Consider the following 23,039-nt stretch of genomic DNA (forward strand, 5'->3'; position numbering starts at 1 on the left):
ACTCCCACGGTCTCGACGCCGGGCGCTCCCCCCAGATTCCCGGCTTTACAGCCCCCCGCCAGCCTCCGCACGCCGGAGCGGCGGGGGGTTTCACTGCCGCGCGGCGTCCAGCGTCGCCATGAAGGCGCGCGGGTCGTCCACGTGCAGACTGACCGCCCCTGTCACCTGTGGCCGCCCCAGAAATCCATACAGCGTGACGGCCCGCGCAAAACGCAGCGTCACGTTCGCCCGCGCCTGACGGTGCAGGGGCAGCACGCCCGTCCCGCCGGACGCGCCCGCCTGCACCTGCGCGATGTCATCCAGGGCCACGCTGCCCGTCCAGAGCAGGCCCGCATTCAGGTGCAGCCGCTCGCCCAGCACCACGCCGCGCCCCCGGAGCGCCCGCAGCTGCCCCGCGCACCACAGCACCACCAGCGCGTTCACCAGCAGGTGCACCAGCGCCGCCCGTTCATCCCGCCCCGCCAGCATGAAATGCACGGGCACGGCCTCCATGACGCTCAGGAAGATCAGCAGCGTGAACGACGCGCCAGCCCCCGTGGATGACCGGAACGCCGTGCCACTCGGACCACGCGCCCTGCCCAGCAGGTGCGTCCACACGGCCCCCTCCCACGCCAGCCACGCGCCCAGGCCCGAGCGGGGTGTCACGCGCGACCAGGACACGATCCGCCGCTCCAGGCCATCCAGCCGCGCCGCGCCCGCCGGGAGGGGCCGCGTCAGGCCGAACGCCACCACGCCCAGCCCCACCAGCACCAGCGCCGCCGCCACCGGCCACCACCCGCGCGACAGCGGCAGCAGCAGCCACGCCACCAGCACGCCCCGCGCCAGCACCCACGCCAGCGCCTCCGGGTGCCGCTCACCCCGCAACCTCGTGCGGGACGCGATCAGCGCCGAACTCACCGTCAGGTCGAACAGCGCCAGCCCCACCAGCCAGGGCCGCACCTCCGGCGGGACCCGACCCGCCAGCAGGAACACCAGCGCCACCGTCACGCCCGGCAGCACCCACTCCGCATTCAACCGGAACCACGCCCGCCCCGCCACCGGAACTGCCAGCATCACGACCCCCCTTCAGGACGCCCGGAAACAGGCTCCTGCACGCACTTGAAGTACGCCCACCGTACCCGGCGAGGGGGACCGGATTGTCCCGCCAGTCAGTCCGGCGTACCCTCCCCTTCTCCGTGCGCGTCCCGGAGTTTGCGCCAGCGTTCGGCGACGCGGGCTTCCCAGCCCTCGCCGGTGGGGGCGTAAAGCCCCAGTTGCACGCCGTCCGGGAGGTAGTTCTGGGCGAATGAGCCTTCGGGGTCGTCGAAGTAGTACGCGTAGCCCTTCCCGTAGCCCTGCTGGCGCATGAGGGCGGTGGGGGCGTTGCGCAAATGCAGCGGAATCGGGAGGCTTTCCCCGTCGCGGACGGCGTTCAGGGCGTTCTTCCACGCCACGTACACGCTGTTGCTCTTGGGGGCGAGGGCGAGGTACACGACCGCCTGCGCCAGCGCCAGGTCGCCTTCGGGGCTGCCGAGGAATTCCACGGTGTCGCGCGCCGCGATGCAGAGGCGCAGCGCCTGCGGGTCGGCGAGGCCGATGTCCTCGGCGGCCATGCGGACCACGCGCCGCGCGACGTACAGGGGGTCGGCGCCGCCTTCGACCATGCGGGCCAGCCAGTACAGCGCGCCGTCCACGTGGCTGCCGCGCACGCTCTTGTGCAGCGCGCTGATGAGGTTGTAGAAGTCCTCGCCGTTCTTGTCCATCTGCGGCAGGTGCCGTCCGAAGGCCTCGGTGATCGCGTCGGGGGTAACGGGGTTACTGAGGGTGCTGGCGACTTCCAGGGTGCTCAGGGCGCGGCGGGCGTCCCCTTCCGCGAGGCGCGCGAGGAGGTCCAGCGCTTCCGGCTCGGCGGTCACGCCGGTCAATCCGCGCGGGTCAATCAGGGCGCGTTCCAGCAGGCCGCGCACCTCCTCGGGTTTCAGGGCTTCCAGGACCAGCGTGCGGGCGCGGGAGCGCAGGGCGGGGTTCACCTCGAAGCTGGGGTTCTCGGTGGTCGCGCCGATCAGGGTCAGCAGGCCCGATTCGACGTGCGGGAGCAGCGCGTCCTGCTGCGCCTTGTTGAAACGGTGGATCTCGTCCAGGAACAGGATGGTCTTCTGGCCCCGGCCGCGCAGGCGTTCGGCCTCGGCGGTGGCGTCCCGCACGTCCTTCACGCCCGCCGTGACCGCCGAGAGCGGAATGAAATGCGCGCCGACCTCTCCGGCCAGCAACCGGGCCAGGGTGGTCTTGCCCACGCCGGGCGGTCCCCACAGGATCAGGCTGCCCAGCCGCCCGGACCCCAGCACGCGCGTCAGGGGTTTGCCGGGGCCGAGCAGGTGCGTCTGGCCCACGACCTCCGCGACCGTGCGGGGCCGCAGGCGTTCGGCGAGGGGAGCGGGCGGGTCGAACAGCGTCACCCGCGCAGGATACGGGCGGGACGGGCAGGGAATTGGGAGGCGGTGCGCGGTACCTGCCTCCGGCTTCCGGCGTTCACGGCTGGCACAATGACCACATGGACGAACAGACCCTGCGCCACCAGATCGAACTTGCCGACCTGCCTGCCGGGGTCCACGTGACCCAGGTGCCCGGTGCGGGCGTGGTCCTGCGCGCCACGCACGGCGAGGAACGCGGCCTGGAAATCCAGCTGACCGACAACGCAGAGCGCATGTACGGCGAGGGCCCCGCCGTGGCCACCGCCCTGACCCGCCTGAAGCAGGCGGCCCAGGCTGGTCTGCCCGCCCGCCGCGCGGACGGCACCTACGAACGGCTGGTATTCATGGGCGACTGAACCGGCATCCGGGTGCGTGTCTGAACTTCGGCCTGCGCACTCAGCCATGCCCGCGCGTACTCGCCCGGCTGGCCGCGCAGGCGGGGCAGTTCGTGCGCGCCGAAGAAGGCCAGTTCCACGCCCTCGATCCCGTCGGGGGTGGGCACGCCACTCCAGGCATCCACGCGGTAGATGGCCGTGTAGAAGTGCGCCTGATGCCCGTTCGGCAGGGTTCGCAGGGGCGTGGTCAGCAGGTCCAGCAGCGTGGCCTCGTGAACGTGCAGCCGCGTCTCCTCGCAGACCTCGCGCCGCCCGGTCTGCGCAGGTGGTTCGCCCAGTTCGCACAGGCCGCCGGGCAGTGCCCGCACGTCCCGCCCGGCCAGTCGTTGCAGCAGCAGGCGGCCCTGTGGGTCGCGGATCAGGCCGCACGCACCCATCAGATTGACAGGCGCATTCCCGATCCGGGCGCGCAGGTCCGCTATGTAATCCGGCATAGACGGACAGTCTGACGGAACCGGCCGTGCCGGGGGGCCTATCCTGCCGTTCATGACGGACATTGCAGAGCGGTACATCCGGCTGGCGCACGCCATCGACGCGCACTCGGAGGGCTTCATTGACGGGTACGGGGGGCCGCAGGAGTGGGCGGTGCGGGAGGCCCGTGAGCCGCAGGCGCTGATGCTGGAGGCGTCGGCGTTGCTGGCGGACGTGGCGGGCGTGCCGGAGGACGCGCGGCGCGAGTGGTTGACGGTGCAGGTGCGGGCCATGCACACCATGACGCGTCTGCTGTCGGGCGAGGCCATCGCGTATGCCGACGAGGTGCGCGGCCTGTACGACATCGAGGCGCGCCGCGCGGACCTGAACGAGCTGGACGGGGCGCTGCGGGCGCTGGACGCCGCGCTGCCCGGCAGCGGCCCGCTGGTCGGGCGGGAGGAGGCGCTGCGTTCGCGGGTGGCGGTGCCGCGCGGGGACATCCTGCGGGTCGCGGCGCCGATCCTGGCCGAGTTGCGCTCGCGCGTGTCGGCGCGCTTCGGGCTGCCGGACGGCGAGGATTTCAGTATCGAACTGGTGAACGACCGGCCCTGGAGCGGGTACAACTGGCCGCTGGGGAACCTGAAGAGCCGCATCGACATCAACACGGACCTGCCGGTGCTGCTGCCGTCCCTGCCGGACCTGCTGGCGCACGAGGGGTACCCCGGCCATCACACCGAGCACGCCACCAAGGAGGCCGGGCTGGTGCGCGGGCGCGGCTGGCAGGAGCACGCCGTGCAGCTCATCAACGCGCCCGAGTGCGTGGTGTCCGAGGGAATCGCCGTGAACGCCCTGCGGGCCGTCATGACGCCGGACGAGACAGAGGCGTGGCTGACCGGGGAACTGGCGGCGCTGGCCGGGCTGGACGCCGACGACATCCGCGCGTTCCTGGCGGCGGCGCAGGCCCGCAGGGCGCTGGGCGGCGTGAGTGGCGAGGCCGCCATGCGCCTGCACGCCGACCACGCCCCGGAAGGCGAGGTGCTGGAGTTCCTGCGGACGTACGCCGTGGTCGGCGAGGCCCGCGCCCGGCAGTCGCTGCGGTTCATCGGGAATCCTACCTTCCGGTCGTACATCTTCACGTACTCGGTGGGCGGTGACCTGGTGCGCCGGGCCACTGAACGCGGCGGCAGCGACACCTTCGCCCACCTGCTGCGTGAACCCGTCACGCCGGGCCAGCTGGGCGCCATGGGGCAGTAATACGGACTGCCGTTTGTTTTGCTGACGATCCGGAACTTCACCCATCTCTCAACAGGAGCATGAACTGGCATGACTCAACCTGACCCCTCTGATCTTCAAGTCATCTGGGAGGTCGATGGTGATTCCGTCGAACTCATGGAGCGCCTGAACCTTGACCAGCGTCCTCGACTCAGGGTCCATGCAGGGCAGGGAACGCTCTGGGAGGCGCAAGAGAAAGGAATGGACTTTCAACTGATTGAGGATCCCAGGCATGTCTTAGACCCCCTGATCGCTTTCGTAGGAGCGGAGATCTTCACGCAGACAGACATCTTTGGGAATGACGCTCCTTGCCTGGTCGTTGGGCCGGCCTTTATAGCCGAGTTTAATCAGGAACTGCAGGACTCCTGCCATGAAGTCAGTGTGAAAGTCGCTATGTACGGCACTGCTGACGAGTTTTCAATGGACCGTGAGCAACTCCTGAAACTCGTCCGTCCCGACGTGACTCTCTATGCGGTCATGCCGCTGACCACGATCAAGGTACGGCGCGCCGTCAAAATGGATCAGCGCCTGTACGTGCCTGCTGAAGAGCGCCTTCCACCTTTTTTCCGTGTGCCGTGGAATAACAGTAGCGTCTTCGTGAGGAATGATATTCGAGAGCGCATTGAAACGAAAATGCGAGGGGCGAGGTTTAACTTTACAGCCCTGGCATTTGCCTGGTAGTTGGCTGGAATGCTGCGGGCGTTGGTCGCCAGTGCCGACTTCGCAGGCCACCTGGGATCAGACGGACTCCGATTGAACGGTCTTTGCAGCCCATTCAATCCGAGCGGATGCGAGTAGAAGCAAAACGGGTGCCGTACAACACAGGAGTGCGTGGGTTGGCGCAGGACTGCTGCCGACCTGCGCTCCCACTGCCTGCTCACCGCGCCGTGCGTACCGCCTGCTCCTTTCCTGGCTGCCGGGCGCTACACTCGCGGGGTATGCCGCTGGATTCGGGCTCTGTGCTGGTGGGTCGTTATGACCTGCTGGATCTGCTGGGCGAGGGTGGGAGCGCGCGGGTGTTCCGGGCGCTCGACACGCTGCTGGACCGCGAGGTGGCCCTGAAGGTGCAGCACTCGCACGTGCCGGACTCGGACCGCGAGCGGTTCCTGCGGGAGGTGCGGACGCTGGCGCGACTGACGCATCCGGGTGTGGTGCCGGTCCTGGACCTGGGCGTGGACCCGGAGGGTGAGCGGCCGTTCTTCACGATGCCGCTCATGACGGGCGGGCCGATCACGGCGCTGGGACCGCTGGAGGACGCGCCGGGGCCGCTGGGGCGCTTCCTGACGGCGGCGTCGTTCGTGTCGCGGGCGCTGCATTTCGTGCATGCGCGCGGCATCACGCACCGGGACCTGACGCCGGGGAACGTGCTGCTGGACGATTCGGGCCTGCCACGCATCATGGATTTCGGGCTGGTGGCGCTCAGTGAGCACACGCGGCAACTGACGCGCAGCGGCGTGACGTTGGGCACTCCGGCGTACATGGCGCCAGAGCAGGCGCGCGGGGTGGGGGTGGGGCCGCTGAGTGACCTGTACGCGCTGGGCGCGGTGCTGTACCGCGTGGCGTGCGGCAGTCCGCCGTTCGTGGGCGACAGCGACCAGAGCGTGCTGTACCAGCATGTGTACGAGGCCGCGCCGGACCCGCGTGACCTGAACCCGGCCGTGCCGGACGCGGTGGCGCGGGTGCTGGTGTCGCTGCTGGCCAAGCGGCCCGAGCACCGCCCGGAGAGCGGCGAGGCGCTCGCGCACCTGTGGGCGCTGGCGCGGCGGGACGTGTGGACGGCGCACGTGCGCGGCCAGTACCGGGGTGGGCGTACCCGCACCGGCGAGCACCCGGACGGTCCGGCGCGCGTGTCGGCGCTGCGGGAGGTCTGGAGTGTGCCGCTGCCGGGCGAGGTGACGTGGCCGGCCGCCGTGATGGGCGAGGGGGATCTGGTGGCGGTCGGCACGCGCGGCGGGCAACTGGTCCTGACGCACGCGTCGGGCCGCCCGTTCGCCACGTACGCCGCGCGGGACGAGGTGACGGCCCCCGCGACCTTCCAGGACGGGCACGTGCTGTTCGGCGCGTGGGACGGCACGCTGCGCCGCGTGGACCTGCACAGCGGCGCGGAAGTCTGGATTCACCGGGCGCGGGCGGAACTGACGGGCGCGCCCACGCTGTGGCAGGGGCAGGTGCTGGCCAGCAGCCGCGACGGGCACCTGTACGCCCTGGACGACCGCACGGGCGAATTGCGCTGGGCGTACCGGACGGGCGGGCCGGTCGCGGCCAGTCCGCTGGTGTGGGCGGGCGCGGCACTCGTCTGCGACGAGAACGGCTGGCTGCACGCGCTGGACGCCCGCAGCGGCACGCCCATGTGGAAGGTCGAGATCGGCACGGTGCACGGCACCCCGGCGCTGCTGCCGACCCGGCCGGGCGAGGCGACGCTGGTCGTGGCGACCTGGGAGGGCGAGGTGCACGCCCTGGCGCTCAGCGCGGCGGGCGGGCGGGTCACGCTGGCAGGCAGCGACCCGACCCTCTGGACGTACGACCTGGAGGACGAGGTGTGGGCGTCCCCGGCGCTGACCGGCGCGGACCGCGAGTCGGGCGTGGCGATCCTGGCCGGGTGGGGGGGCATGGTGCGGGCGCTGCGTCTGTCGGACGGCGAGGACCTGTGGTCGCACGCCATGGAGGGCCGCGTGACGGCCAGTCCGGTCATCAGTTCCGGGATGGTGTTCCTGGCGTCCGAGGCGGGGGAACTGCGGGCGCTGGACGTGCGCAGCGGCGCCGTGCGCTGGTCGCACCGCGAGGCGCACGGCGTGCAGGCCACGCCGCTGGCGGCGGACGGCACGCTGTACGTGGCGTTCATGAACGGCACGCTGCGCGCCTACCGGAACGTGCCGCTGGGGCCGCCGCTGGGCACACTGTCCCCGCTGGGCTGACCGTCCGCAGCGCTGGCCCGGCGGCGCGGGCGTTTCACGCGGCAGTGACATTTGCTTTAACACGGCGGCCTACACTGAACGCAAGACAAGGGAGTGGACGGCCCGGCCGGTCCGCTCCGCTCACCTCTGGAGGAAGTCATGCCCAATCTTGGTCCCGGTGAACTGATCGTCATTCTGCTGGTCGCGCTGGTCGTGTTCGGCCCGCGTAAACTGCCCGAACTCGGCAAGAGTCTGGGCGCGGGCCTGCGTGAATTCCGCAAGAGCACCCAGAGTCTCAAGGACGACCTCGAGGGCGGCCTGCGGGACACCACCCCGCCCGGCGCGGCCCCCGTGCAGACCATTCACGCGCCGCAGGCCGTGGCCGTCCCGGCCGCCCAGGCCGCCGTTCCCGCCGCCGACGTGCAGCCGGTGCCCGCACCCGTCAGCGCCGCACCCGTCAGCGCCGCGCAGGCCAGTGCGGTACCGGCCAGTGCGGTGCCGGCCAGTGAAGTGGTCGCCCCGGTCGGCGCCGCTCCCGCCCCGGCGGTCATCTCGACCGTCAAGGAGCCTCAGCAGGGCTGATCCGGCCTTCAGCGGTTCGTTCAGGGCGTCTCCATCTGCATGCGCGACCTTCATGCGCGGCGCGGGGGGGCGCCCTGCTGCGGCGCGGCATCTGCAACGGTTCTGTCAGGCGGGTTTGCTACGCTGGTCGGCGTGAACTTTCGCACAGTCCTTCGCGCAGTCCGTGGGGGCCGCTGATGCTGGCCCGCGCCCGCAGTGTCGCCCTAATCGGCGTGGACGCCGTCCCGGTCGAGGTCGAGGTGGACGTCTCGCCGGGCCTGCCGGCCTTCACGGTGGTGGGGTTGCCGGATCAGGCGGTCAGCGAGGCGCGCGAGCGGGTGCGGGCCGCCGTGAGGAACGCGGGGTTGCCGTTCCCGGCGGCGCGGATCACGGTGAATCTCGCCCCGGCGGACCTGCGCAAGGAGGGGCCGCTGTACGACCTGCCCATCGCGCTGGGGCTGCTGGCCGCGCAGGAGTTGCTGCCGGCGGCGGCGCTGGCCGGAACGCTGGTGGCGGGTGAACTGGCGCTGGACGGCAGCCTGCGGCCCATCGCGGGCGCGGTGAATCTGGCGTTGCTGGCCGGGCAACTGGGCCTCCCGGCGCTGCTGCCGCTGGGGAACGCACCGGAGGCGGCGCTGATCGAGGGCGTACCGGTGTTCGGGGCGCGGACCCTGGCGGAGGCGGCCCGGCACCTGGGCGGCTCTCACCCGCTGCCGGTCACGGACCCGCCCGGAGCGCAGGAGCCGGAGGACGCGCTGCTGGACCTCGCGGACCTGAAGGGGCAGGGGGCGGCGCGGCGGGCGCTGGAGATCGCCGCAGCGGGCGGGCATAACCTGCTGATGGTCGGGTCGCCCGGTAGCGGGAAGACCATGCTGGCGCGCCGCGCGCCGGGGCTGCTGCCGCCCCTGACGCGCGCCGAGGCGCTGGAGGTCACGCGGATTCACTCGGCGGCGGGCCTGCTGGCGTCGCGGGGCCGCCTGAACCTGGGCGCGCCGTTCCGCGCGCCGCACCACACGGTGTCGGACGCCGGGCTGATCGGTGGGGGCGGCGTGCCCCGGCCCGGCGAGGTCAGCCTCGCGCACCGGGGGCTGCTGTTCCTGGATGAATTCCCGGAGTTCAGCCGCAAGGCGCTGGAGACGCTGCGGCAACCGCTGGAGGACGGCACGGTCGTGATCAGCCGCGCGCGGGCGACGGTGCAGTACCCGGCGCGCTTTCAGTTGATCGCGGCCATGAATCCCTGCCCGTGCGGGCACCTGGGCGACCCGGAGAAGGCCTGCGTGTGCACGCCGTCCGAACGGATGCGGTACGCGGCGAGGCTGTCCGGGCCGCTGCTGGACCGGGTGGATATCACGGTGCGGGTGCCCCGCCTGACCGTCGAGGAACTGACCCGCGCGCCCGAACCGGAACCCACGGCGCCGGTGCGCCTGCGGGTGGCGGCGGCCCGCGAGCGGATGCTGGAGCGGCAGGGAACCCGGAATGCCGATCTGGCCGGGCAGGCGTTGCGGCAGCACGCGCCACTGGCGGCCGGTCCCGAGAATTTTGCGCGGGCCGCCGCGAAACAACTGGGCCTGACCGGGCGCGGGTACGACCGGTTGCTGCGCGTGGCGCGCACCGTCGCGGACCTCGCGGGCAGCAGCGAGATCCGCGAGGCGCACCTGGCCGAGGCGGTCACGTACCGCCCGCGCGACCTGGGCACCGGCTGACACGGACTCCGATTGAACGGGCTTGATAAGCCATTCAAACAGAATCCGTATGACGCGACCCGCATGCAGCACAGAAGTGAGCGGCACCGGAGATTCACCCCAGGTGCCGCCCACTCCTGTCTGCGTTTATTCCTCGCTTATTCCTCGCTGCTGTCGCGGTTGACGGTGCCCGTACCGTCGTCGGGGCCGCTGCCTTTCTCGATCAGGTCGGTGGGGGCGACGGCGGCGATCATGCCGGTGGTGTTGGCGTTCGCCACGGCCGGAATGACGGCCGTCTCGTCGCGGCGCATGCTTTCGCCCTCGCGGGGGTCGTTGGTCAGGTTGCCGCTCTCGCGTTCGATGTCCTCGACGCTGCGGCCCAGGGGGGTGGTGTCGTGCAGTGGGTCGGTCATGCGTTCAGTCTGCGCTGGCCTCCTTCAGGGGCGGTGAGAGGCCCGCAGGGACGCCTTCATGCGGCGCGTGCCTGGGCGGGGGTTCGGTATGCTGGCGGGCAGGGAGTCTGGCTGGCGGTGCCCGCAGTGTCCCGCACCGTCCGTCCGGACCGGCTTTACCACCGGCTTTACCAAGGAGTGACCATGACCCAGCGCCAGAGTGAACGAGCCACGCAGACCCTGCACGGCATTGGAATGACCGCCGCACCCCTCACGTCCCTGGAGCGCGACGAGGCGCTGTTCGTCCTGACGGCCGACACGCTGCTGTTTCAGGATACGGACGGGACGCGCCGCGTGACGCTGCGGGACCTGACCCGCATTCACAGCGATCAGGAGGGGACGCTGCGGGTCGAGACTCCGGCGGGCACGGCCCTGACGGCCAGTCTGCTGGGGTTCGATCCGGCGGAGGTGCAGGCGTTCTTCGGGCAGGTGCGTGACGCCACGGCCCGCGCCAAGGAGCAGCCGGTCACGCCGCTGCCGTCGGCGGACGGCCCGAAGACCTTCAGCCCGGCGCCCACCCCGACCCCCGCGCCTGCGCCCACACCTGCCCCGGCGCCCGCTCCGGCCGCGCCGGTCGTGATCTCCTCGTCGGCGTTCTCCCCCACCCGCACCCCGGACAGCCGTCCGCAGCCGGACCCCCGTCCGGTGCCGGACCTCAGTAAGCCCCGGCCGTCCGCGCCGGCGCCCGTGGCGGCCGAGCGGCAGCCGACCCCGGCGCCCGCACCTGCTCCGGCCCCATCATCTGCTCCGGCCCCATCACCTGCTCCGGCCGTGTCACCGGCGCCCGCTCCGGTGCGGGCCGGGGCGGCGGGCGTGCCCCTGCGCGGCGCGGCGTCGGCCGTGGCGGTGCTGGCGCAGCAGGCCGACGCGGTCGAGGCCCTGACGGGTCGCCTGCGCCTGCTGGGCGCGGTGCTGTTCGTGGCGTCGGTGGCGCTGGCGTTCTTCCAGTTCTCGGGCGCGCAGGCGCTGATGGCGCTGTGGACGCTGCTGGCGGGCGGCGTGGGTTCGATCGCGCTGCTGGCCCTGGCGGATATCGGGCGGCTGCTGGTGTCGCTGGCCCGCGCGTCGAGCGCGTCGAGCGGGGTGATGGATGTCGAGTGAGGCCACCGGCGCCGCGCAGGACGCGCGTGACCTGCTGATCCGCGCCGTGCAGATCGGGTCGCTGTCCGGGCAGGAGGGGCCGGTGGCCGCGTTCCTGAGCGGCTGGATGGCCGCGCGGGGCTTCGCGGCGCGGGTGGACGAGGCCGGGAACGCCGTGGGCGAGCGTGGCAGCGGGCCGCTGACCGTGGCGCTGCTGGGGCACATGGACACCGTGCCGGGCGACATTCCGGTGCACGTGGACGCCCACGGCGTGCTGCACGGGCGCGGCAGCGTGGACGCCAAGGGGCCGCTGTGCGCGTTCATGGCGGCCGTGGCGACCCTGCCGCCCGAGGCGCTGGCGGCGGCGCGCTTCGTGGTGATCGGCGCGACCGAGGAGGAAGCGCCCAGCAGCCGGGGCGCGCGGCATGTCCGCGAGGTCCTGCGGCCCGACGTGGTCCTGATCGGCGAGCCGAGCGGCTGGGAGGGCCTGACGCTGGGGTACAAGGGCCGACTGGTCGTGAAGGTCGGGGCGCAACGCGAGAACTTCCACACGGCCGGGGAGGGCAGCAGCGCCGGGGACGACCTGACCGAGGCGTGGTTCCGCGTGCGTGCCTGGGCGGCCGGGGCGGGCGAGCCGGGCGGCGTGTTCGGTGGGGTGCAGGCGACCGTGCAGGACATCATGAGCGGCACGGACGGCCTGACGCAGCGGGCGAGCGGCACCTTCGGGTTGCGCCTGCCGCCTGCCGTGAGTCCCGACGCGGCCGAGGCGACCATCCGGGAGCTGCTGGCCGACCTGGACAGCGTGACCGTCACCTTCACCGGCCATGAGAGCGCCGTGCGGCACCCCAAGGACAACGCGCTGACGCGGGCCATGCGGGTCGCGATCCGCGCGCAGGGCGGCGCGCCGGTGTTCAAGGTCAAGACCGGCACCAGCGACATGAACGTGGTGGCCGCGCACTGGCCGGTGCCCACGCTGGCCTACGGGCCGGGTGACAGCGCGCTGGATCACACGCCCGAGGAACGCCTGGACCTGGCGGAATTCGACCGTTCGGTGGCGGTGCTGCGCGGCGCCCTGACTCGCCTGGCGACCGGGGGAACCAGCCCGGCCTGAGCGGCGCGGGCGCGCGGGCGGGCGGCAGAATCAAGTGGGTGCGTCTTCTGGTTTCTCTCACGCGGCTGGCCTGCGGGCGCGGCACGCTTCCCGGTGACACATGGACCCCATCCTGATCCTGCTGATTCTGTTCGTTGCCGCGCTGGTCCTGTTCGCCACCGAGTGGCTCCCGGTTGACGTGACCGCGCTGGGCCTGCTCTCGGCGCTGCTGCTGCTGGGCCTGCTGAAACCCAAGGATGCCTTCGCGGGCTTCGGGAGCGACACGGTCCTGACACTGGCCTCGCTGTTCATCCTGACGCGGGTGCTGCTGCGCGCCGGGGTGATCGAGTGGATCGGCGTGACCCTGGCCCGCCGGTCCCGGAACGCCACGGGCACGCTGCGCGCCCTGCTGGGCACCGTGGCGGGCGTCAGCGCCTTTACCAGCAACACCGCCACGACCGCCGTGTTCCTGCCGGTCGTGGCGGGCGTGGCCCGGCGCGCCGGTCTGCCCGCCAGCCGCGCGCTGATGCCGCTGGCGTTCGCCAGCATCCTGGGCGGCACGGTCACCGTGATCGGCACGAGCACCAACCTGGTCGTGTCGGGCGCGCTGGCCAGCAGCGGGCAGCGGGCGCTGGGGTTCTTCGAACTGGCCTGGGTGGGTCTGCCCGTGGCGCTGGTGGGTCTGGCGTACCTGTTCTTCGTCGCGCCGCGCCTGCTGCCCGCGCGTGACGCACAGCTGGAAGAGTCGCTGCGGGCGTACCTGGCGGACCTGACCATCGTGGCGGGCAGTCCCCTGACCGGGCAGACCCTGCGGGAGACCGGGCTGGGCCGCGATCACGGCCTGACGGTCGTCGCCGTGCGCCGGGGCGAGCTGCCCACCCAGTACGCGCCGGGCCCGGACTACCGCGTGCAGGAGGGCGACACCCTGACCGTGGAAGGCCCCACAGAGCGCATCCTGGCAGGCCGCAGCACGCTGGGCGTGATCACCAAGAGCGAGTTGCAGTTGCAGCAGGACGGCGGCGGCGGCGGCGGCGCGGTGCGTCTGGTCGAGGCGGTCGTGATGCCCGGCTCGCCGCTGCTGGGCCGCACCCTGAAAGAAGCGCGGTTCCGGGAACGTTACGGGGCGTCCGTGCTGGCCCTGCACCGCCGCGCGCGGAACGTGGACCGCCTGAGCCGCCTGCGCATCCAGGTGGGCGACGTGCTGATGGTGCAGGGCGGCGCCGAACGCATCGACTCGCTGGGCGAGCATCTGGTCGTCATGGGCGACCTGACCGAACGGCAGCGTGACCTGAAACGCGCGCCGCTGGCGATGCTGCTGTTCGTCGGCGCGATCCTGCTGGGCGCGACCGGGGTGGTGCCGCTGGCCGTGGCGGTCGTGGCCGCCGTCGCCCTGAGCCTGATGTTCCGCCTGATCGCCCCCGAGGAAGCGTACCGCTCGGTGGAGTGGCCGGTGATCGTGCTGGTGGCCTGCATGCTGGCCTTCGGCACGGCGTTCGAGAGCAGCGGCGCGGCGAAAGTCCTGACCGGCGGCCTCTCGGGCCTGCTCGAACCGCTCGGGCCGTACGGGCTGCTGGGCGCGCTGTTCCTGGTGACGGTCCTCCTGACGCAGCCCATGAGCAACCAGGCGGCGGCGCTGGTCATGCTGCCCCTGGCGATCGGGACGGCCAAGGCGCTCGGGTACGACCCCCGGCCGTTCATCATCGGGATCACGGTGGCGGCCAGCAACTCGTTCATCACGCCGCTGGAACCGTCCTGCATGCTGGTGTACGGCCCCGGACGTTACTCGTTCATGGATTTCGTGCGGGTCGGTTCCGGCCTGACCCTGCTGACCTTCGTGGTGGCCCTGCTGATCATTCCGCGCGTCTGGCCGTTCTGACAGACACACCCTGAAGGCGGACCCGGTTCACTCCGTCCGCCTTCAGGGTGTGATCATCTGTGGCGCACGCCCACACCATTCATGTCCGGTACGGGCGGCCACCCGGTTCGTTGACAACCCGGCGGGGCGCCAGCTGGAGCCGCCCCGACCCGGCGGCTTTATAAGCCATTCAATCGGAGTCCGTGTCAGATGAACAGCGGAGCGTCGGGGTCGTCCGGGAGGGGGCGGCCCTTGCGGGCCATCAGCGCGGCCGTGGTGCCGATCCCGATGATCGCGCCCAGGGCCACCACGATCAGCGCCCAGGTCATCAGGACGTGCGATTGGTCAGGATTGCGGTCTGAAACCATGCACGCAGCATATCAGCCCCGCGCGGCGCGCACCCTGCGCGCGCAGTCGGAGGATCGGTCGGCGTCAGTCGGCAGAGGAGGCGGAACTGGCGCCGCTGGCCGCGCCGGGGGTGGCCGGGGTGGCGGCCGGCGCCTCGTTGACCGGTGCAGGTACCAGGGCGGGCGTGCGGGGCAGGCGGCTCCAGAGCGCGGCGATGGCCACGGCGCCCAGCGCGGCCAGGGTGATCAGGCCCAGGCGCGGCCCGAGCGGCCCGGCGCTGCTGATCAGGCTGCTGGCGATCAGGGCGCCGGGGGGGCCCATGCCGACCAGCACGAAGGAGTACAGGCTCATCACGCGGCCGCGCAGCGCGTCGGGAATGGTGAGTTGCACGCTGCTGTTCGCGCTGACGAGCAGGGTCAGCATGCCGAACCCGCAGGCGGCCAGGACCGGGAAGGCCAGGGCCGGGCCGGGCGTCAGGGCCAGCGCGACGGCGCTGAGGGTCAGGATGACCGCCCCGATCCGCAGGTTGCGTAGCGGGTTGGGGCGGCTGGCCTGCCACAGCGCCCCGGCCATCGCGCCGATGCCGAACGCGGCGGACAGCGCGCCGAAGGTGGCCTCGCGCGCGTCGAACACCACGCGGGCGTAGTAGGGGATGATCACGTTGAAGTTGATGGTGGTGAGGCTGAGCGCGCCGACCAGCAGCATGACGTTGCGCACGGCGGGCGTGCCGCGCACGTAGCGCAGGCCCTCGCGGACGTCCTCGGCCATGCTGCCGCGCGGTCCGGCGTCGCGGGCGGGGAAGGGCAGCGTGGCGATCACGTACAGCACCACGAAGAACGACGTGACGTTCAGGTAGAACGGCAGCGCCAGCCGCGAGATGTCCGCCGCGTTCCCGCCGGCCAGCAGGGTCACGCCCAGCGCGGCGATCACGCCGAACAGCGCCTGCCCGACCGTGCGGCTCACGTTGAACGACAGGCTGTTCAGGGCCACGGCGTTCGGCACGTCGCCCCTGGGCACGAAGTCCACGACCATGCTCTGCCGGGCGGGCATGTCGAAGGCGTTCGCGCAGCCCGACAGGAACGCGATGATCATCACCAGCGGCAGCGTGACCACGCCCAGGTGGGTGGTGACGGCCAGCGCGGTGGCGGTCATGAGCAGCGTGGTCTGCGTGAGCAGCAGCACCCGGCGGCGCGGCACGCGGTCGATGACGGCGCCCGCGAACAGCGAGAGCAGCAGGCTGGGCATGAACTGCGCGGCCGTCACCCAGCCCAGGGCGCTGCTGCTGCCGCCCGAGAGTTCCAGCACGAGGTACTGCTGCGCGGTCGCCTGCATCCACGATCCGGTCAGGGACAGCAGTTGCGAGAACCAGTAACGGCGGTAATTGGGGTGGCGCAGGGCACTGAACGTCCGGGTGCGCCACGCCTGGGCGCGGGTGATCACGTGCGTCACCATACGCCCGCCCACCGTCACGGCCAGACCCGGGCCGCCCGGCGCGGCCACCCTGACGGGACAGCCGGGCGGCCGGGTGCGCCAGGGGCCGGGCCGCGCGCCGCTTGGCAGGGGCGGGGGGCGCGTGTTACGGTGCGCTGATCAAGTTGGTTTCATGTTCGGTTCATGGGTTCGCTCATGACCGGGTGTCTGTCTGCCCGGCGTGACTGCCTTCCCTGACGGCCGCCGCTGCCCGCTGACTACTCCCCCCTGCGAGTCCCGACCCATGACCCCGCCGCCCGATCCAACCTGCGTCCCGGCCGCCCGGACCTCCGTGGCGCGCACGCTGCTGTCGCTTCTGCTGCCTCCCGCGCTGTGCCTGCCCTGCGCGCCGCTGGCTGCCGCGCAGGGCCTGACCCCTGCGGCGCCGGTGTCGGTTCCGGCAGCAGGCGACCTGCGTGGCCTGGACCGCGTGACGGTGCAGGCGGGCGACACGGCGTTCAGTCTGGCGCGCCGCGCGGGCCTCAGCGTGGAGGCCCTGCTGGCACTGAACGGCCTGAGCAGCCCGGACCTGCGGGTGGGTCAGGTGCTGCGCCTGCGCGAGACCCCGACCGCCCCGCCTGCCCACCTGACGCACGCCGTGCAGCCCGGCGAGACGCTGTACGCCCTGTCACGCCGCTACGGGGTGAGCGTGGACGCCCTGCTGGCCGGGAACGACCTGCCGCCGGGCGCGGTCCTGCGGGCCGGGCAGGTGCTGCGCCTGCCGGCCGGAGCGCACGACGGGGGAACGGGTGGGGGTGTGGTGGCCGCACCCCTTCCCGCGTCCACCAGTCCCGCGCCCACCGCGCCGGGGGTGGGCGGGTCGCCGTTCCTGCCGGTCGCGCCTGCGCAGGTCACGCCGGTCCTGCACCCCGCGCAGGAGATGCCGCGCGTGCAGCGCAGCGCCCCGGACGAACCGACGGCCGCGCAGGTCGAACCGCACATCGCGCCGCAACCCACGGACTGGCGCAGCGCGGCCCTGGCCCTGCTGGGCACGCCGTACCGCTTTGGTGGCGAGGCCGTCAGCGGCGCGGATTGCAGCGGGTTCGTGCGCCTGGTATTCACGCCGCTGGGCGTGAACCTGCCGCGCGTCAGTGCCGATCAGGCGCAGGTCGGGCAGCCGGTGGCAGACAGCGACCTGCGGCCCGGCGACCTGCTGTTCTTCGACACCGAGGGCCAGGGGCGCGTATCGCACGTCGGGATCTACCTGGGGGACGATTCGTTCGTCAGTGCCAACAGTTACCAGGGGCGGGTCAGCGTGGACCGCCTGCGCGCCGACCGGTACTGGGGACCACGGTACCTGTGGGCGCGGCGCGTGCTGGGCAGCCCGGTCGCCCTGGGCCGCTGACAGGCGACTGGCCGCGCGGGGGCGGCCGTCAGTCGTCGGTCAGTTCGTCGGTGTCGAGGATCGAGCGGTACTGTTCCAGGTTCTCGCCCTCGCCCAGTTCACGGGCGATTTTCTCGATGGCGAGGCGCACCACTTCACTCTTGCTGATCAGCCGTTCCGGGCTGGACAGTTCGTACGCCGTGCGGGTCAGCAGGGCGTCCTGCTCGTCGCTGATGACCACCTGCAGGCGTTTACGTTCCTTCTTGGGCATGCCTCTCCTGAAAGGGACCGCGCCTGAGTCTGGTTCTGGCAGGCCGTGGGCGGGGTCGTGCAGGCAGCGTAGCACGGCCTATGAGTGCCCTCAATACGGAACGGCACCCGGACCTGACCCGATCATGAGATCGCCCTGATAGGCCCTGTGTAGGGCCGACTCATCCTGAAACTCCCGTGAGCCTGTATGGTCGTTCTGGACACACGCTGAGTACGATGTGTAACATGCACCATGCCGCACCGGACCGGCGGGTCAGTTCACCCGCTCACGCGCCCGGCCTGCCAGCCAAGCCCGCCCCACCCACGCTCCACTCACTGAAAGGAAGAATCCCATGCAACTGACCCCACTGCACGTCCAGGGCGGCCGCCAACTGAGCGGAGAAATCACCGTTCAACACAGCAAGAACGCCGCGCTGCCCATCATCGTGGCCAGCCTCCTGAGCAGTGAAAAAGTCACCCTGCACGGCATTCCCCGCCTCAGTGACGTCAGCACCATCCTGGACCTGCTGGCCCACATCGGCACGCAGCACGCCTGGGTGGGCGAGAACAGCCTCGAACTGCACACCCCCGAGATCCTGAACACCGACGCGCCCTACGCGCTGGTCAGCAAGATGCGCGCCAGCTTCATCGTCATGGGCCCCATCCTGGCCCGCGCCGGGCACGCGACCGTCTCCATGCCCGGCGGCTGCGCCTGGGGACCCCGCCCCGTCGATCAGCACGTCAAGGCGCTGCGCGCCCTGGGCGCCCAGGTCAGCGAGGACGGCGGCAACTTCGAGGCGACCCGCCAGGGCAGCCTGAACGGCCAGTTCATCTTCGAACTGCTGACCGTGGGCGGCACGCACAACGCCGTCCTGGCCAGCGTCCTCGGTGACGGCGTGGTCACGCTGGAGAACGCCAGCATCGACACCGACGTGGTCGACATGATCGAATTCCTGAACAGCCTCGGGGCCGACATTCAGGGCGCCGGGACGAACACCCTGACCGTGCGCGGCGTCAGCGCCCTGCGCGGCGGCACGTACACCGTCATTCCCGACCGTATCGAGGCCGGAACGTTCATGATGCTGGCCGCCGCCACCCGCAGCCGCCTGACCCTGAACAACGTGCGCCCCGACCACCTGCGCGCCGTGACCGGCAAGTTGCAGGAGATGGGCGTGGACATCCTCGAGGACGGCAACCGCATGATCGTGGACGCCACGAACCGCGACCTGAGCCCCGTGAACATCACCACCCAGAGCTACCCCGGCTTCCCCACCGACCTGCAACCCCAGATGAGCGCCCTGCTGGCCACCGTCAAGGGCACCAGCGTCGTGCAGGACCCGGTGTACCCCGACCGCCTGACGCACGTGGCCGAACTGACCCGCATGGGCGCGAACATCACCGTCAGCGGTTACACCCAGGTCATTCAGGGCGGCCCGCTGCACGCCGCGCCCGTCAAGGCCGCCGACCTGCGCGCCGGGGCCGCGCTGTTCATCGCGGGCCTCACCTGCGAGGGCGACACCATCATCGACGGCGTGCAGTACCTGAACCGCGGCTACGAACGCCTTGCCGAGCGCCTGCGCGGCATCGGCGGGAACGTCACCCAGAACGAACCGAGCCTCGCGCTCGCCATGGACTGATACGGATTCCGATTGAATGGCTTATAAAGCCGTTCAATCCGAGCGAAACGAGTGGGAGAAAAACGGGTTCCGGACGTGGAGTTAACAGATCGGTGGTGTTCCGATCTGTCAGCGAAACAGACGGCAGTCCGTATGATCGGACCCGCGAAAGCGGCCGAACGTCCCGCCACCTGACCGTGGCGGGGCGTTTGCCATAATGACCGCATGACACGGACCCCTCATGTCGGAAGTCGCGGGCACACGCTGGAACTCCGGGAACGGATCGTGACGGCCGTGCGTGAGGGCCACTCCCGGCACAGCGTGGCCCGCGCCTTCGCCGTCGATCCCGATACCGTCCGGCGGTACCTCGCACTGGCCGAGCAGGGCAGGCTGCACTACGTGGGAAGCTCCAGCGGCCGCCCGCGCCGCGTGACCGCCCAGCACGAGGAGCACCTGCTGCGTCAGCTCGACGAGCACCCGAACGCCACCCTGACCGAACACGCCCGCCTGCTTCAGGAAGCCACGGGCCTGACCGTCAGTTTCAAGACGGTGGACCGGGTGTTCGCGCGGCGCGGCGTGACCCGTGACCGCACCGCCGGACGGCAGAAACCCGCTTAACACGGACTCCGGACAACACGGACTCCGGATCAGACGGACTGCATCATACGGATTCCGTCTGTTTCGCCGACAGATCGGAACACCACCGATCTGCCCGCTCCACGCCCGGAATCCGTTTTTCTCCTACTCGCATCCGCTCGGATTGAAAGGACTTTGCAGCCCTTTCAACCGGAGTCCGTATCAGACCTCGCCGCCCCAGTCCGCTCCGTGGACGCGCCACGCGGCCTCGATGTGCGTCAGGACGTCCAGCGGCAGTGGTCCCTCCTGCACGGTGCGGACGTTGCGTTCCAGGTTCTCGCTGCTGGCGGTGCCCACGATGGCGCTGTGCACGCCCGGCGCGTGGGCGCTGAAGCGCAGCGCGAACTGCGTCCAGTCCAGCCCGGCGGCCTCGCGCACGGCGTTCAGGTTCAGGATGCCCAGCCGCTCCCAGTACGGCTCGGCGTACTCACCGACCGGACGTTCGCTGAAGCGCCACGCGGCGTTCGCGATGGGTCGCTTGGCGATCACGCCCAGTCCGGCGCTGTGCGCGGCGGGCAGCACCTGATGGCGGCTCCACTGATCGGCGAGGTTCACGCTGGTTTCCAGGCTGCCGAACCGGCCGGACTGCGCCGCCCAGGCCAGCGCCTCGTTCTCGCCGCTGTACGCCGCCACGCGGATCAGTCCGGCCGTGCGGGCGTCGTCCAGCGCGCCCAGCAGGTCCTCGCGGCGCAGCGTGTCGGCGGGGCAGGAGTGCAGGTGGAAGATGTCGATCCAGTCGCAGCGCAGCCGCGTCAGGGCCTGCTCGATACCCAGGCGGATGGCCTGCGGGGTCCAGTCGTCGGCGCCGTCCGCGCCGTACCCGCCCTTGCTGCTCAGGATGAAGTCGTGCCGCCGGTACGCGAGGTGCCGCCCGATGCGTTCCTCGCTGAGGCCGTACCCGCGCGCCGTGTCGATCAGGGTCACGCCCCGGTCCACCGCGCGGTTCAGCAGCGTGCCCACGTGCTCCTCGGTCAGCGCGGCGTCCCCGATCTGTCCGGCCCCCAGGCCCAGCGCACTGACCCGCAGGCCGGTCGTTCCGAAGTCCCGTTGCTCCATGCCCGGCATTCTGCACCCGCCAGCGTCAGGGGACGCTCAGTTCCGCCCGGCCTTCCTCCTGCGCGCGGAACTGCAACTCGTACAGGTCGCGGTACAGGCCGCCCTGCGCGATCAGTTGCGCGTGCGGGCCGTCCTCGACGACGCGGCCCGCGTCCATCACCACGATCCGGTCAGCGTTCCGGATGGTGCTCAGGCGGTGCGCGATCACGAACGTCGTGCGGCCCTGCATCAGCCGTTCCAGCGCCGCCTGCACCAGCGCCTCGGACTCGTTGTCCAGCGCGCTGGTCGCCTCGTCCAGAATCAGGATGCGGGGGTCCTTGAGAACCGCGCGGGCAATCGCCACGCGCTGCCGCTGCCCGCCACTCAGTTTCACGCCCCGCTCGCCCACCACGGTGTCGTACCCCTGCGGGAAGGCCATGATGAACTCGTGCGCGTTCGCCGCGCGGGCCGCCGCCTCGACCTCCTCGGGCCGCGCGCCGGGACGGCCATACAGGATGTTCTCGCGCACCGTCCCGCTGAACAGCAGCGTCTCCTGCGGCACCAGCCCCACCTGCGCCCGCAGGTCCGCCAGCGCGTACTCGCGCACGTCCCGCCCATCCACGCGCAGCGCGCCGCCCGTCACGTCCCAGAAACGGGGAATCAGGTTCACCAGCGTCGTCTTCCCCGCCCCGCTCGGCCCGACCAGCGCCACGACCTGCCCCGCCGGGACATCCAGGTTCAGGGCGCGCAACACCACGGCCCGCTCGGTATCACCCTCGTACGCGAACTCCACCCCGTCGAACGTCACGCGGCCCTCCGCGCGGGTCAGTGGGGCGGGCTGCGCGGGCTGCGGCAGGTCACTGCGTTCATCCAGCAGCTCGAAAATCCGGCCCGACGCGCCCAGCGCCTCCTGAAACTGATTGAACACACCCGTCAGGGCCGCCACCGTCCCCCCCACCTGCAACGCGTAGATCAGGAACGTCACCAGGTTCCCCGGCGTGAGACTCCCGGCCATCACCTGCCGCCCCCCGTACCACAACACCACCGCCAGCGCCCCGAACGTCAGGAAACTCATGACGCCCGCCATCAGCGCCTGCAACTGCGCGCGCCGCAACGCCGCCCGGAAACTCGCCAGCACCCCCTCCCCGTACCGGCCCCGCTCCACGCCCTCCGCCGTGAAACTCTGCACGACCCGCACCCCGCTGATCGCCTCCTCGGCACTGGCGTTCGCGCCCGCCACGGCGTCCTGCACCTCGCGGCTCACGCGGCGGATACGCCGCCCGATCGTCACGGCCGTCCCGATCACCAGCGGAATCACCGCCAGCGTCAACAGACTCAGGCGCGCACTCGTACTGATCAGCAGAATCACCGCGCCCACCAGACTCACCGACTGCGCCGCCGCCTGCGCCAGCGCCGTACTCGTCACCGTCTGCACCGTCCCCACGTCCGCCGTCAGGCGACTCGTCAGGTCACCCGTCTTGTGATCCCCGAAAAAACGCGGCGAGAGCGTCAGCAGATGCGAGAACAACGCCCGCCGCAGATCCGCCACCACACCCGCCCCCACCCGCGAAAGCAGGTACGACTGCGCCGCCCCGAACACCGCCGACAACGCAAAAATCCCCAGCAGCAACAGCACCGTCCGGTCCAGCTGAGACGTATCCGACGACCCCACCCGCAGGAACGACGCGTCAATCAACCGCCCGAACAACGCCGGGAACACCAGATTCAACCCGCTGGACACCAGCGTCGCCACCACACCCACCACGAACAACGCCCGGTACGGCCGCGCGAACGCCAGGAGCCGCATCAACTGACGCGGATCACGCCTCACACGCGGACCCTCCGGACTCAGGGGCGAAGCAGAGCGGCCAGGACGGGAGAACATGACCACAGGGTACGCGGGAAGCAGGAGGACAATAGGGAAGTGGGCAGGGCGACACCGCTGCTTCGCAGGACACAGCTGCTTCGCAGGGGACCCCTCAGTCAGCTTCGCTGACAGCTCCCCTCAAGGGGAGCCTTGAAGGCGAGCGTCATCGCCACCAGGCCCGTCGTGCGCGTAGCGCGCGGGGCGAACGCAACGGGTGCGAAGGATGGCGTGTGAGGCGTGGCCGTCCCCGCCCCACACCCACCACGAACGCCCGAGAAATACCTGCCCAGTGCCAACGCAAGCCCCCCCGCCCCCCTGGGGGAGGGGGCTGGGGGGTGGGGAACCTTGCAGC

At 71.2% G+C, this 23,039-nt stretch carries 21 protein-coding genes; 12 read left to right on the plus strand and 9 right to left on the minus strand.

The features are described 5' to 3' along the window. Positions 1-90: 90 nt before the first annotated feature. Together IEY70_RS06810 and IEY70_RS06815 are read right to left on the minus strand one after the other, a co-directional pair. On the minus strand, positions 91-1,053 hold the full coding sequence (locus tag IEY70_RS06810; protein WP_189064248.1) for a hypothetical protein: 963 nt from the start codon (positions 1,051-1,053) through the stop codon (positions 91-93). Between the two features lie 95 nt (positions 1,054-1,148). Then, positions 1,149-2,435 carry a replication-associated recombination protein A gene (locus tag IEY70_RS06815; protein ID WP_189064249.1) on the minus strand — a complete coding sequence of 429 codons (1,287 nt, stop codon included), beginning with the start codon at positions 2,433-2,435 and terminating at the stop codon, positions 1,149-1,151. Positions 2,436-2,530: 95 nt separating this feature from the next. Between IEY70_RS06815 and IEY70_RS06820 the strand changes: the two genes are divergently transcribed. Continuing rightward, the gene (locus tag IEY70_RS06820; protein ID WP_189064250.1) at positions 2,531-2,806 is read left to right on the plus strand and encodes a hypothetical protein; all 276 of its coding nucleotides are present in this window, start codon (positions 2,531-2,533) and stop codon (positions 2,804-2,806) included. Here the strand turns inward: IEY70_RS06820 and IEY70_RS06825 are convergent. After that, positions 2,776-3,279 carry an NUDIX domain-containing protein gene (locus IEY70_RS06825; protein WP_229777709.1) on the minus strand — a complete coding sequence of 168 codons (504 nt, stop codon included), beginning with the start codon at positions 3,277-3,279 and terminating at the stop codon, positions 2,776-2,778. The genes IEY70_RS06820 and IEY70_RS06825 overlap by 31 nt on opposite strands. Before the next feature lie 52 nt (positions 3,280-3,331). Here IEY70_RS06825 and IEY70_RS06830 point away from each other — a divergent pair, with 52 nt between their 5' ends. From IEY70_RS06830 to IEY70_RS06850, 5 genes are all read left to right on the plus strand, one after another. Next, positions 3,332-4,510 carry a DUF885 domain-containing protein gene (locus IEY70_RS06830; RefSeq protein WP_189064252.1) on the plus strand — a complete coding sequence of 393 codons (1,179 nt, stop codon included), beginning with the start codon at positions 3,332-3,334 and terminating at the stop codon, positions 4,508-4,510. 69 nt (positions 4,511-4,579) lie between these two features. Continuing rightward, positions 4,580-5,209 (plus strand): hypothetical protein, encoded by a 630-nt coding sequence (locus tag IEY70_RS06835; RefSeq protein WP_189064253.1) that lies wholly within the window; start codon positions 4,580-4,582, stop codon positions 5,207-5,209. Positions 5,210-5,466: 257 nt separating this feature from the next. Beyond that, positions 5,467-7,443 carry a serine/threonine-protein kinase gene (locus tag IEY70_RS06840; protein ID WP_189064254.1) on the plus strand — a complete coding sequence of 659 codons (1,977 nt, stop codon included), beginning with the start codon at positions 5,467-5,469 and terminating at the stop codon, positions 7,441-7,443. A 138-nt stretch (positions 7,444-7,581) separates the two neighbouring features. Then, positions 7,582-8,004, plus strand: coding sequence for a twin-arginine translocase TatA/TatE family subunit (locus IEY70_RS21370; protein ID WP_189064255.1), 423 nt, complete (start codon positions 7,582-7,584; stop codon positions 8,002-8,004). 176 nt (positions 8,005-8,180) lie between these two features. Further along, on the plus strand, positions 8,181-9,686 hold the full coding sequence (locus IEY70_RS06850; protein WP_189064256.1) for a YifB family Mg chelatase-like AAA ATPase: 1,506 nt from the start codon (positions 8,181-8,183) through the stop codon (positions 9,684-9,686). A gap of 137 nt (positions 9,687-9,823) precedes the next feature. Here IEY70_RS06850 and IEY70_RS06855 read toward each other — a convergent pair whose 3' ends face one another. Continuing rightward, positions 9,824-10,078, minus strand: a complete 255-nt coding sequence (locus IEY70_RS06855) for a hypothetical protein (protein ID WP_189064257.1) — start codon at positions 10,076-10,078, stop codon at positions 9,824-9,826. A 183-nt stretch (positions 10,079-10,261) separates the two neighbouring features. On the opposite strand from IEY70_RS06855, the gene IEY70_RS21275 reads away from it, so the two are divergent. From IEY70_RS21275 to IEY70_RS06870, 3 genes are all read left to right on the plus strand, one after another. Continuing rightward, on the plus strand, positions 10,262-11,218 hold the full coding sequence (locus IEY70_RS21275) for a hypothetical protein (RefSeq protein WP_189064258.1): 957 nt from the start codon (positions 10,262-10,264) through the stop codon (positions 11,216-11,218). Next, positions 11,208-12,308 (plus strand): [LysW]-lysine hydrolase, encoded by a 1,101-nt coding sequence (locus IEY70_RS06865; protein ID WP_189064259.1) that lies wholly within the window; start codon positions 11,208-11,210, stop codon positions 12,306-12,308. The genes IEY70_RS21275 and IEY70_RS06865 overlap by 11 nt, the downstream gene beginning before the upstream one ends. A 100-nt stretch (positions 12,309-12,408) precedes the next feature. Continuing rightward, complete coding sequence (locus IEY70_RS06870; protein ID WP_189064260.1) at positions 12,409-14,163, plus strand: SLC13 family permease; 1,755 nt, start codon at positions 12,409-12,411, stop codon at positions 14,161-14,163. Positions 14,164-14,348: 185 nt separating this feature from the next. On the opposite strand, the gene IEY70_RS06875 is transcribed toward IEY70_RS06870, so the two are convergent. Both IEY70_RS06875 and IEY70_RS06880 read right to left on the minus strand, forming a co-directional pair. Then, positions 14,349-14,510: a hypothetical protein gene (locus tag IEY70_RS06875; protein WP_189064298.1), complete on the minus strand. Its 162-nt coding sequence runs from the start codon at positions 14,508-14,510 to the stop codon at positions 14,349-14,351. Between the two features lie 64 nt (positions 14,511-14,574). Beyond that, positions 14,575-15,930 carry an MFS transporter gene (locus tag IEY70_RS06880; RefSeq protein WP_229777710.1) on the minus strand — a complete coding sequence of 452 codons (1,356 nt, stop codon included), beginning with the start codon at positions 15,928-15,930 and terminating at the stop codon, positions 14,575-14,577. A gap of 274 nt (positions 15,931-16,204) precedes the next feature. Here IEY70_RS06880 and IEY70_RS06885 point away from each other — a divergent pair, with 274 nt between their 5' ends. Beyond that, entirely contained in the window at positions 16,205-17,305 is a 1,101-nt protein-coding gene (locus IEY70_RS06885; RefSeq protein WP_189064262.1) for a C40 family peptidase, read from the plus strand. A 28-nt stretch (positions 17,306-17,333) separates the two neighbouring features. Here the strand turns inward: IEY70_RS06885 and IEY70_RS06890 are convergent, their stop codons facing one another. Next, the gene (locus tag IEY70_RS06890; RefSeq protein WP_189064263.1) at positions 17,334-17,555 is read right to left on the minus strand and encodes a transcriptional regulator; all 222 of its coding nucleotides are present in this window, start codon (positions 17,553-17,555) and stop codon (positions 17,334-17,336) included. A 331-nt stretch (positions 17,556-17,886) separates the two neighbouring features. Between IEY70_RS06890 and murA the strand changes: the two genes are divergently transcribed. Both murA and IEY70_RS06900 read left to right on the plus strand, forming a co-directional pair. After that, positions 17,887-19,170: a UDP-N-acetylglucosamine 1-carboxyvinyltransferase gene (gene murA, locus IEY70_RS06895; RefSeq protein WP_189064264.1), complete on the plus strand. Its 1,284-nt coding sequence runs from the start codon at positions 17,887-17,889 to the stop codon at positions 19,168-19,170. 204 nt (positions 19,171-19,374) lie between these two features. Further along, positions 19,375-19,767, plus strand: a complete 393-nt coding sequence (locus tag IEY70_RS06900; RefSeq protein ID WP_189064265.1) for a helix-turn-helix domain-containing protein — start codon at positions 19,375-19,377, stop codon at positions 19,765-19,767. Positions 19,768-19,947: 180 nt separating this feature from the next. Here the strand turns inward: IEY70_RS06900 and IEY70_RS06905 are convergent, their stop codons facing one another. Next, positions 19,948-20,841 carry an aldo/keto reductase gene (locus tag IEY70_RS06905; protein WP_189064266.1) on the minus strand — a complete coding sequence of 298 codons (894 nt, stop codon included), beginning with the start codon at positions 20,839-20,841 and terminating at the stop codon, positions 19,948-19,950. Between the two features lie 25 nt (positions 20,842-20,866). Continuing rightward, positions 20,867-22,627, minus strand: a complete 1,761-nt coding sequence (locus IEY70_RS06910; RefSeq protein ID WP_189064297.1) for an ABC transporter ATP-binding protein — start codon at positions 22,625-22,627, stop codon at positions 20,867-20,869. Positions 22,628-23,039: the final 412 nt, after the last annotated feature.

It is taken from the genome of Deinococcus seoulensis (assembly GCF_014648115.1).
Lineage (GTDB): Bacteria > Deinococcota > Deinococci > Deinococcales > Deinococcaceae > Deinococcus > Deinococcus seoulensis.